The organism is Bacillus sp. GMs2/2, assembly GCF_050172095.1.
GTDB lineage: Bacteria > Bacillota > Bacilli > Bacillales > Bacillaceae_G > Bacillus_A > Bacillus_A cereus.
The window spans coordinates 1-10,696 of sequence record NZ_JBNLYE010000136.1 but is presented as its reverse complement, the minus strand read 5'-3'; the positions used below and the strand labels follow the sequence as shown (position 1 = coordinate 10,696).

Genomic DNA, 10,696 nt, shown 5'->3' with positions numbered 1-10,696 from the left:
TTTGTGGTTCAAATCAATTAACAGCATTAGATCAAGAAGAAATTAAAAAATTTTTAACTGACTATGCTCACAAACATAAAATTTACATATTATGTTATAAATCTATTGAAAATGAGGTTCTTCGTTTTTTCGTTGAGAATGAAAGACTCGCTCAAAATTTATGCCTTTACACGCTGCAACCATTGCAAGCAATTACAGATGAATTTCAAGAAGTCGTTGATTACTTAAAAAAACACGGAGCCGAATATGTTGCTTTTGATCATCCTTCTGACTCCATTTACCGATCAGATTATATGTTTTTTGTTAAACAAATTATTGAAGACACTGATTTAGTTCTCTGTTTTTATAATGGGGACAAACATACATCTGTCATCCCTGTCGATGTTGCAAAAGAAGCAGGTATTGATGCTGTCATTTATGATTTACCAGGATTACATGAAAAGCAAATGAAAAAAAGCTTTGAACAAAAAATTCGTATGATGTAAAGGGGGAGGCACAATACCATTATTGTGCCCATTGTAAATATGATAATTGAACAAGATTATGATCATTTTATCGCGAGTTTTAAACAACAATTCAATATGGACATCGCTTCATATAAACAAGATAGAATGCGCCGTAGAATCGATGCTTTCATTTCGAGAAAAGGCTTTGAAAACTACACTAATTTTTTAAACAAATTACGCGCTGATCAAAATTTATTTTTAAATTTTATTGACTATATTACAATTAACGTTTCAGAGTTTTTTAGAAATAAAGAACGATGGCAAACTTTAGAGTCGAAAGCACTACCAAAATTACTCGAACAAAATAGCGGAAAATTAAAGGTATGGAGTGCCGCTTGCGCTGCTGGTGAAGAACCGTATACACTCTCTTTAATTTTATCAAAGCATCTAGCTCCATTCCGTTTTGAAATTCAAGCAACAGATCTTGATTTTCATATTTTAGAAACTGCAAAACGCGGTCAATATACAGAACGTTCGTTAAAGGAATTACCTACTGATTTGAAAGAACGTCATTTCACAAAAGAGAATGGTCTATATTCATTGCATCAAAACATTAAACAAAACGTCTCGTTTAAACAACATGACCTTTTAATGCAGTCATTCGATACAAATTATGATTTGATTATTTGTCGTAATGTAATGATATATTTCACAGAAGAAGCAAGAGTAAAACTTTACGAAAAATTTAGTCGTTCTTTACGAAAAGGCGGTGTACTATTTGTTGGTAGTACGGAACAAATTTTAACACCCGAACGTTACAATCTTCAGCGATTTGATACATTCTTCTACGAAAAAATATAAAAGAGGTCGTCACAATGGAGTGACGACCTTTTTACATAACTCGAATTAAAATAATACCGACAATCCATATGAAGAGAAAAAGAAACGTCATAGACCATTTATGTTCTTGCATCGTTTGTTTCAACGCCTGTGACAATTGTGTCATGTTCATTTCCGCAAGCGCTCTCCATACACTTACATCCCGATCTTTAGCAATGCGGTCTGTAACGCTAATTAAAATTGTTTCGTTAGACAATTTCGTTATATAAGCAGTAATAACCGTTACCATCAAATTTATATTTCCTTCTGAAGAATCACTTTCCACTCTAGAGATAAGTGCACTTACATCTAGTAAAGGAATATGTACTTTTCTACCAAATGATAGTTGTACTTCAGCGAAATCATATGTTCCATCTAACAAAGGAAGTTCTTTTATATGCGCCTGCTTAATAAGTCCTTGCAGGCTTCTAATTACTTGTTCAAACACTTTTTCTGATTGCTTTCCTTCTTCAGATAACGTATGTAACTTTTTAAAAAGTTGTAACACTGTATCCATCTCTTTAGAAAGCATTTCCTTCATAATCTTTCCATCACTTAAACTTGCAAGTAAAATACCTATCTCATTATTTTTCGAAATAATTTTAGACTGTCCAGTAAACACTAAATTGCTACGCTTTCGTTCTTTCTGGATTTCATGTTCCGAAATAGCTGCAGGCTGTTTTAATGGTTGTAGCGTCTTATCTTCAATTGTCGTACGTTTAATCTCCATTTAAGCGCCTCCACTACTATGAAATAATTAGCCCCATTCTTTATTACTCTTTAAAACTAAAAACAGTACGAACAAACCTGACATGATAGTAAATACATCCGAAGCTTGTACTCCCTGTTCACCTTTTTCTTCTTCCTTGTCTTTCGTTTCTTCTTTTTGTTCTTTCTTTTTAGAGACAACTTGTTTGTTATTTTTCTCTTTTTGGTCCTTCGCCTTATGTACTTCCTTGTTGTCTTCGAACGGCTCTTTTATAACGTAAGTAAATTTCTCTTTCAACGGTTCTTTTATAAACTTATTTACTTTCTCATCTTGCTTCGGAATTTGAACAACCGGCAATTTTTCTTCTAGAAGCGGGTTTTTGACTTTCAAATCTTCTTGCTTCTCATTTTCTTTCTTATCTTCTAATTCATTTTCTAGTTTATTATCTAATTTCTCTTCTTTCTCTTTCTCTTCTATCTTTTTATCATCTTCGTTTTTTGGCGCCAAAACAGAAATGGTATATTCACTTTCTTCAACAAGTTTATTACCTGCTGCATCTATTATCTCTACAAGTAATTCGTATGGCCCAGCCGGCAATGCTTCTGTTATTTCAAATACTTTTTGCCAATCCATATCATGCTTGTTGTAGTCTAATAAAAACGAAAGCTCTTTATTTTCTTTCCCTTTTAATGTAACGCGCACTTCTTTTACAACCGATTCTATATCTGACGCTTTTACTCGTATATGTATAGAATCTCCCTGTTTTCGTTCAACTAAGTTCTCTTTTACTTCATCAATAGTAACTTTCTGTAACTTTGGCAATTCTTTATCTATAGTTGGCGTTTCATTTTTAATACGAATGAGCGGGACTTTCACTTCATTTTTTACGATTTCTTCTTTCTCATTCTCTTTGTAACTTTGAACGAGCTGAAGATTCCAATCACCTTGCAAATCAAAATTCCCTGCTTTATAGTTAGCAACCCAGCTCTTCGTTTCTTCATCATACTCAAAAGATAGTATTCTTTCTTGCGCATATTGCTCGCCATTTTTTTGTAGCTGCAATATACCTTTCATACTTTGAATGTTTTTCCCATTTGGTTCTACAGCAATTCGCACTTCTTCGCCAACTTTAAGCTCCGGCTTATTTACTGTAATAATTCCTTGTTCTGTTTCTATCTTTCTTTTATTCAATTGTTTATTTACTACTTCTTGTTGCTCTGCTTCTTGTTGCTCTGCTTCTTTTTGTTTCTCTTCATCTTGCTTCGTTTCCACTTGTTCTGACGATTCTTGAGATTCCTTATTTTCTTCTTGTACATTCACTTCATTTATTTTTTGATCTGACTCAATTTGTTCCTCAGCCTGACTTTGCAAGGGGAAGAACAAGCACACATGTATGCATAGCCAACTCATTAGAAAAAACTTTACGTTTTTCATCTACTAGTTCAAACTCCTATTTCAATGCCTTATAGTGATTTCGTCACTTTTACTCCAAAAAATCCATCTACATTTACAAGTTCACCATACGCCACTAATACATCATTTACATAAATACGAATCGGTTCATCAATATCCTCATCTAGTACAACTGCTTCATTTTCTTGTAAACTTAATATATCTTGAATCGTTTTCACTGTACTTCCAAATACAAATTTCACGTTCATTTCTACATTTTGTAGAATGGACGTGTCCATATATACTGGTTCCATTTGTTTTACTTCTTTAAATTCAATAGGTTGCACAACTGGTTCTACAATTTTTTCTTCTTCAATTTCTTCTGTGGCAATCTCTTCTTCTTCCACCATCGGATACAGAAGTCGCCTTACCATTTCTTTCGCTTCGGAAATTGGCAAAATTTGATACATCTTCGATTGAAGCAAATCGCCAATTTCAAGATTGAACGTAATTTGAACGAGTTCGTCCACTTCCATTGACTCTCCCAAATATTCCATTTCTTCTTTTAACGTTACAAATTTAACATTTGGCGGCGTCATGTCCATTTTTTCTTGAAACATTTCTGACATCGCCGTAGCAGCATGACCCATCATTTGGTTCATAATTTCTTTAATACCGCTCAGTTCTAATTCAGTAAGCTCTTTTTCTGGGTCAACTTCCCCTGTTCCCATCATCATTAAATCTACCATTGTTAAGGCAACATCTTTCGTAAATACGAATACATTCTCATTCTTTAGCCCTTCAACAAAGTCGACATTTAAAATAACAAATGGTACTGGTACTCCATCATAATGACGAACATTGATTGCTTCCACATTTGGTGTACTAATTGTAACTGGCTGATTTAAAAGCGTTGACAATACTGTTGAAGCGGAGCCAATTGAAATATTTGCAATTTCACCAAGCACATCTTTCTCTTCTTGTGTTAAATGCTCTTTTTCAACTTGTTCTTCTACAATCTCAGTTTCCACTACTTCTGCTGGTTCGTCTGTTTCTTCTACTCCACCAGATAATTGCATTAATTTATTTACCATTTGTTTCGCATGCTCAACTGAAACAATTTGTACAAGTTTAGAGTTTACAAGATTATCTATCTTTAAATCAAACGATACTTTAACAATCGTATGATTCCCATCGATTTCAGAGATTTTCTCCATTTCTTCTGATAACTTTACAACTTTAATCGTCGGCGGAGACATATCTACTGTATCTTGGAAGAATTCCGACATAGATGTAGCTGCGAATCCCATCATTTGATTCATCGCTTCTTGTACAGCACTTAGCTCTAATTCACCAAGTTCTTTTCCGTCCTCGACTTCACCTGTTCCCATCATCATTAAATCAGCAATGGACAATGCAACATCTTGCTTAAGAACAAGAAGGTTTTCCATATCTAATCCTTTTGTAAAATGAATGTTTAATACAACATGTGGAACTTCGACATCTCTTGAATCATATAAATCTACCAACTCTATACGAGGAGCAGTAATGCTTACTTGCCTATTTAAAATTGTTGATAATACAGTCGAAGCTGAACCAAATGATATATTTGCAATTTCGCCAAGAATATCGCATTCTTGGGGCGTTAAATGCTCATTTTCTTTTTCTAGCACAATCGTGCTCGTATCCCCTTTTGTGTGTTGCTCAGGCATTTTCCCTGCCTCCTCATTTCTGTTTTTCTATCAAATAATATAAACTCTTATTTTATTTTAGCAAACTCATTAGTATAAAACGTTACTATGTATCCCATTATTAGATTCGTAACGATTAGCCAAAAAGCTCCCCAATTGTATACAAGTGGGGAGCTTTCCTTCATTCCTATTATAAACCTTCTGGGTTTAAAATGAGGACCACTCGTCCATCACCGAGAATCGTCGCACCAGAGAAATAGTTAGAACTCTCTGCAAAGAAGTCACCTAATGACTTTAAGACTATTTCTCTTTGACCGATAATTGTGTTTACAATAAGTCCATAGCTGCGATGTGTGTTACGAACAATTAACACAGGAACCATTTGACCATCATATGACGCAAACGCCTCATCTACTGTTTTTTCACCAAATACAGTACTTAAATGTTTCACTTCAATAATTTGATTACGATAATTTAATACATCTTTTCCTTGTAAGGATTGGATGTCTTCTCTCTTAATTCGAATTGCTTCAACGATATTTCCAAGAGGTAAAGCATAACGCTTATCATTCGTTTGAACAAGCATAGATTGAATAATAGATAACGTTAATGGAAGTTCAATTCTAAATGTACTTCCCTTTCCTTCCTCAGAATCAATAATTAAATGTCCACCTAAACTATGAATCGTATGTTTTACAACATCTAATCCGACACCGCGTCCTGAAAGATCTGATACAACTTCAGCTGTACTAAATCCCGGTTGGAAAATAAGATCAAACACTTCACGATCTGTTAATCTATTCGCATCTGCTTCAGTTACAACGCCATTTTTAATCGCTTTTTCTAATACTTTCCCTTTATTAATACCGTTTCCATCATCCGTAATTTGAATAACGACATGATTTCCACTATGAAAGGCTTCTAATTTAATCGTACCTGTCTCATTTTTACCTGCATCACGTCGTTTTTCAACAGTTTCAACACCGTGATCGATTGCATTTCGAATTAAATGAACGAGCGGATCACCGATTTCATCAATAACAATTTTATCTACTTCAGTATCTTCACCTGTAATTTGTAAATCGATTTTTTTCCCTAAATCTTTCGCTAACATACGTACCATACGCGGGAAACGATTGAACACAGTTTCAATCGGCACCATACGCATATTTAATAGTACATTTTGAATATCTTTTGAAATATCGCCTAATCGATTTAAATGTTCAATTAGCTCCTTGTTTTGAATCGTTTGAGCCAATTCATCAATGCGCCCACGTTCAATTACACTTTCTTCAAACATATTCATTAATCTTTCGATTTTTTCTAATTGAACACGAATTGAACGATTCTCCACTTTAGCATTTTTCGTTTTTGTAGTACTTTTAGCTGGCATAGCACTTGAAGGTTGATTCGTTGCCTCTATTGGTGATTCTACCTGCGTAGCCAAAGCTGGTTGTAGCTTTCCTTCTACTTGCACAACTTCTTGTGTAACGACTTTTTTAGAAGCTACTTCCTTCGATATAGGTTCTCCTTGCTTTACTTCCACTTTCTCAATTTCAGAAACATGAAGTACTACTTGTTTCAATTCTTCTATACTACAATCAGTATCCATAAATACTGTAAATTCAAATCCGAAAGCATCTGCTTCAATTTCTTCAATACTCGGAGCTGTTTTTTGTATATTCCCTACATTTTGCAATGCTTCAATACACATAATTGCACGTACCGCTTTTAAAATTGCTTGCTGTTCAACTGTTATATGCACTTCATGCGAAACTGCATCATCGGTGTCTATATGATTTTGCTCTATATGTTCCGTAGGAGTTTCTACATTGCCGTTCAATAATGCTTCTAATTTCTGTTTAGTTGAGGCTACATCAATATTGCCCATTCCACCTTGTTGCACATCTGCAACCATCTTCTCCAAATTATCAATGCACTCAAAAATCACATCAATAATATCCGCATTTACAACTATATTTCCATGACGAATTTCATCTAACACATTTTCCATCTTATGCGTTAAATCAGCCATTTCTGTAAATTCCATGCTCGCAGACATACCTTTGAATGTATGAGCGGATCGGAATATTTCTCCTACAACATCCATATCAGCAGGATTTTGTTCTAACACTAGCACATTTTCATTTAGCGACTGTAAATGTTCTTCTGACTCTTCGAAAAATATATTTAATAGATCTGTTTGCATTTTTATCCCCTACCTGTCTAACAAACATTTCATTTATGTATAACAATTTAGTGTTTTACAATGAGAAAAAAGGGGGCCACACGTCGATCCGCTATCACTGTTTTGATTCCTTGTGGCACCCCTTCTATATTAACTATTTGCTACTTTTGTTAAAGCTTCAATTACACGATCCGCTTGGAATGGCTTTACAATAAAGTCTTTTGCCCCGCCCTTAATTGCATCTAATACCATACCTTGTTGTCCCATTGCAGAACAAATAACAACCTTTGCACTTGAATCAATTTTAATAATTTCTTTTAATGCTTCAAGCCCGTCCATTTCTGGCATAGTAATATCTAATGTTACAATATCAGGTTGAAGTTCTTTATACTTTTGAATTGCTTCTACCCCATTCTCTGCTTCGCCAATAACTTCAAATTCAGCATTACTTTTTAATAAGTTTTTAATCATCGTTCGCATAAACATCGCATCGTCTACTACTAAAATTTTATGTGCCATTCTTTTTAATTCTCTCCTTCTATGTATAAATATATCTTAATATTTCACCTTATCATTCTCACTCATTATACAAAATAAAATGATAAAATTTAATATTTTTTTAAAAGAATTTTCGTGTTTTTATTATTTTATTATTAAAATAATAATATACTACTCTTTTATATAAATAACAACGCGACGGTTTTTTTCCCAGTTTTGCGGTGAATCATTTGGTACAATTGGCTTTGTGTCTGCATATCCTACCGCAGCTAGCCTTTTATCGTCCACATTATACACTTCAATTAAATGGTGAATCATATTTGCCGCTCGTGCTGAAGATAACTCCCAATTAGAAGGGAATTTCTCGTTATGAATAGGTCTACTATCTGTATGTCCCTCTACAACAATTGGGTTAGGTACGGATTGAAAAAATCCAACTAATTGACTTATTATCCCTTTCGCTTCGGGCTTAACGTTCGCATCGCCTGTATCAAATATTAAATTATCTACTATAACGACGCTTACCCCTGTATCCTCTCGATATACATTCACTTGACTAATACCATTATTATCTACATATGCTTTTAACTTCTTATATAATTCATCCATTCTCTTTTTTGAAATCATTTTTTCATCATTTTTTTCATGTGAAATATCCGGTATTGTATTTTCCATTACTTTTGCATCTACTTGCCCCGTATCACTAAACTTTTCAAGCATCTTTGACAATTTTACTGCATCTTGCTTTGATGTAGCAACTAGTAATACAAAGAAAGTTAATAATAACATCGTTAAATCTGTAAAAGTCGGCATCCAACGAGGCGATCCCTTTTGCGGTCCTTTACTCATCATACCACTCCTTGAAATATTAGGCTGCTCCTTTTACCTTTTTTACCTTTGTTTCGTATACGTATGTATCCAGTTTCAACTTTAATTTAGAAGGGATTTGTCCACGATACAATTCTGAAATTGCTTCTATTACAAACTTCTTCTCTGTATATAAATCTTCAATACCACGATATACTTTTTCCGCAAGAGGGATTGCAATCATATTCGCAAGTACAGACCCATATAATGTCGTTAACATCGCAACTGCCATTCCTGTACCAATTTGCGATGTATCTTGTAAGTTTTGGAGCATAATGATAAGACCGATTAACGTACCAATCATTCCCCAAGCTGGAGCAAAATCACCAATTTTATCTAATAATGCTGCTCCTTTTCTTAACTCATACACTTCCGTTTCAATATCTTTCAATAACACTTCTTTTAATTCATCTTCATCGTAACCGCTTAACATTAATCGAATTCCTTTTTGAATAAAAGGATTGTCTACTTGCTCTCCATCTACCTCTAAAGAAAGCAAGCCGTTCTTTTTAGACTTTTTCGAAAAATCGACAAACAAATCCGTTAACTGTTCTAAATCTTCTTCTCTTCTATGTAAAACAGTAAAAATGCTTTTCGTATATTTTTTTATTTCTCCAAATCGATATGCCACAACAATTGTCGCTGTTGTTCCCCCTATGACAATTAAAATAGATGAAACATCTAAAAAGTTTTTGAAAGCTTTTATTCCACCGCCGCCAAGCATAATTGCCGCTATCACTATAATGAAACCTACTATAATGCCCACTGGGCTAGAAATATCAAACTTCCTTTTTCTTCTTTGTGGTCTAGCTAATACTTGATTTTTCTCTCCCATATTTCTGCCCTTTCCTTTCCATTTTTATATAACATTTTTTTATTTTAATAATACGTTTTCACATATAACATGTATTATACGCTTATCATCTGTTTATCGCAATATACTCATGAAATTGACACATTTCATTTCTATATTAGAATTATGGTATGAATAAATGAGGAGGATCACGATGGAACACAACATTTTACAAGTCATTGCATTAGCAGAAAAACTAAAATATGAAATGCGACATAGCTGGCTTTCCAACGGACGTCAAGAAAGTGTTGCCGAACATACATGGCGGATGTCTCTAATGGCCATTTTAGTTGAACCTTATTTGGATCAAAAAGTAAGTATTGAGAAATTACTTAAAATGGTTATTATTCACGACCTAGTCGAAGCCGAAGCTGGTGATATTCCTGCTTTTGATACAATGAATAGTCACGAATTACAGCTACAAAAACAAAAAAATGAACTGGAGGCTATTTTAAATATTAAACAAACGTTAACAGGTTCTCTCGGCGAGGAATTATATGACTTATGGATGGAGTTTGAAGCGAAAGAAACGTACGAAGCAAAAGTTGCTAATGCACTCGATAAACTTGAGGTGAAAATCCAGCATAACGAAGCTGATATTGATACGTGGCTACCAATTGAACATAAAATGACGTTCCAAGTAGCAAAGCATACAAACTTTGATTCTTTCCTATCTAAATTACAAAAAATTATTGAACAAGATGGAGAAAAGAAGTTAATTGCTGCCGGCATTGATGTTGAGGCATGCAAGCAATAATGAAATAAGACACTCAACAAGAGTGTCTTATTTCATTATTGTTGATATAGCCTGCTTATAAATAAGCTGTTGTTTTCCATCCACTAAGATTAAAACTGTAAATTTATCCACTCCAACAACTTCTCCTACTATTCTAACGCCACTCTTTAAGAAAATTGTAACTGTACCTTTTTCTTCTTTTATTTGTTTATACAATTCTTCCTGTAAATGTTCCAATTACTGTCCTCTCCTTTCTGTGAAACATCTTAATATAAAAAACTATAAATTTTTTATTTATGCACTTTGTCTTTTATGTTCATAAACTTATTAATAAGTATATCTAAATCACGACTAAATAACAAAACTTTATCATGATCCAATCCGTGTCTCGCAACAAGTTGAATTAACTCTTTCTTTTTGTTTTCTATTTTATTTTT

12 protein-coding genes are annotated in these 10,696 nt (G+C 33.9%); 3 read left to right on the top strand and 9 right to left on the bottom strand.

Annotated elements, in window-relative coordinates; genetic code table 11:
- Positions 1-485, top strand: a 485-nt coding sequence (locus tag ACQGS6_RS16880) for a flagellar motor switch protein FliG (protein ID WP_426965337.1), incomplete at its 5' end; no start/stop codon positions are given.
- Between the two features lie 39 nt (positions 486-524).
- The gene (cheR, locus tag ACQGS6_RS16875) at positions 525-1,307 is read left to right on the top strand and encodes a protein-glutamate O-methyltransferase CheR (RefSeq protein WP_000582881.1); all 783 of its coding nucleotides are present in this window, start codon (positions 525-527) and stop codon (positions 1,305-1,307) included.
- 31 nt (positions 1,308-1,338) lie between these two features.
- Here cheR and ACQGS6_RS16870 read toward each other — a convergent pair whose 3' ends face one another.
- From ACQGS6_RS16870 to ACQGS6_RS16840, 7 genes are all read right to left on the bottom strand, one after another.
- On the bottom strand, positions 1,339-2,055 hold the full coding sequence (locus ACQGS6_RS16870) for a hypothetical protein (RefSeq protein ID WP_000403962.1): 717 nt from the start codon (positions 2,053-2,055) through the stop codon (positions 1,339-1,341).
- Between the two features lie 27 nt (positions 2,056-2,082).
- Positions 2,083-3,468 (bottom strand): transglycosylase, encoded by a 1,386-nt coding sequence (locus ACQGS6_RS16865; RefSeq protein ID WP_098397466.1) that lies wholly within the window; start codon positions 3,466-3,468, stop codon positions 2,083-2,085.
- Positions 3,469-3,497: 29 nt separating this feature from the next.
- Positions 3,498-5,138 (bottom strand): flagellar motor switch protein, encoded by a 1,641-nt coding sequence (locus ACQGS6_RS16860; protein ID WP_001115010.1) that lies wholly within the window; start codon positions 5,136-5,138, stop codon positions 3,498-3,500.
- A 169-nt stretch (positions 5,139-5,307) separates the two neighbouring features.
- Entirely contained in the window at positions 5,308-7,326 is a 2,019-nt protein-coding gene (locus tag ACQGS6_RS16855) for a chemotaxis protein CheW (RefSeq protein WP_426965336.1), read from the bottom strand.
- Between the two features lie 129 nt (positions 7,327-7,455).
- Entirely contained in the window at positions 7,456-7,824 is a 369-nt protein-coding gene (locus tag ACQGS6_RS16850) for a response regulator (RefSeq protein WP_000940568.1), read from the bottom strand.
- Positions 7,825-7,974: 150 nt separating this feature from the next.
- Positions 7,975-8,652, bottom strand: a complete 678-nt coding sequence (locus ACQGS6_RS16845) for an OmpA family protein (RefSeq protein ID WP_426965335.1) — start codon at positions 8,650-8,652, stop codon at positions 7,975-7,977.
- Positions 8,653-8,671: 19 nt separating this feature from the next.
- Positions 8,672-9,505: a flagellar motor protein MotP gene (locus tag ACQGS6_RS16840; RefSeq protein ID WP_000504192.1), complete on the bottom strand. Its 834-nt coding sequence runs from the start codon at positions 9,503-9,505 to the stop codon at positions 8,672-8,674.
- 172 nt (positions 9,506-9,677) lie between these two features.
- On the opposite strand from ACQGS6_RS16840, the gene ACQGS6_RS16835 reads away from it, so the two are divergent.
- Positions 9,678-10,280: an HD domain-containing protein gene (locus ACQGS6_RS16835; RefSeq protein ID WP_000400780.1), complete on the top strand. Its 603-nt coding sequence runs from the start codon at positions 9,678-9,680 to the stop codon at positions 10,278-10,280.
- Between the two features lie 27 nt (positions 10,281-10,307).
- Here the strand turns inward: ACQGS6_RS16835 and hfq are convergent, their stop codons facing one another.
- Together hfq and ACQGS6_RS16825 are read right to left on the bottom strand one after the other, a co-directional pair.
- Positions 10,308-10,496: an RNA chaperone Hfq gene (hfq, locus tag ACQGS6_RS16830; protein WP_000400665.1), complete on the bottom strand. Its 189-nt coding sequence runs from the start codon at positions 10,494-10,496 to the stop codon at positions 10,308-10,310.
- 53 nt (positions 10,497-10,549) lie between these two features.
- Positions 10,550-10,696: aspartyl-phosphate phosphatase Spo0E family protein (locus tag ACQGS6_RS16825; protein WP_142338601.1), on the bottom strand; the 147-nt coding region annotated here is incomplete at its 5' end.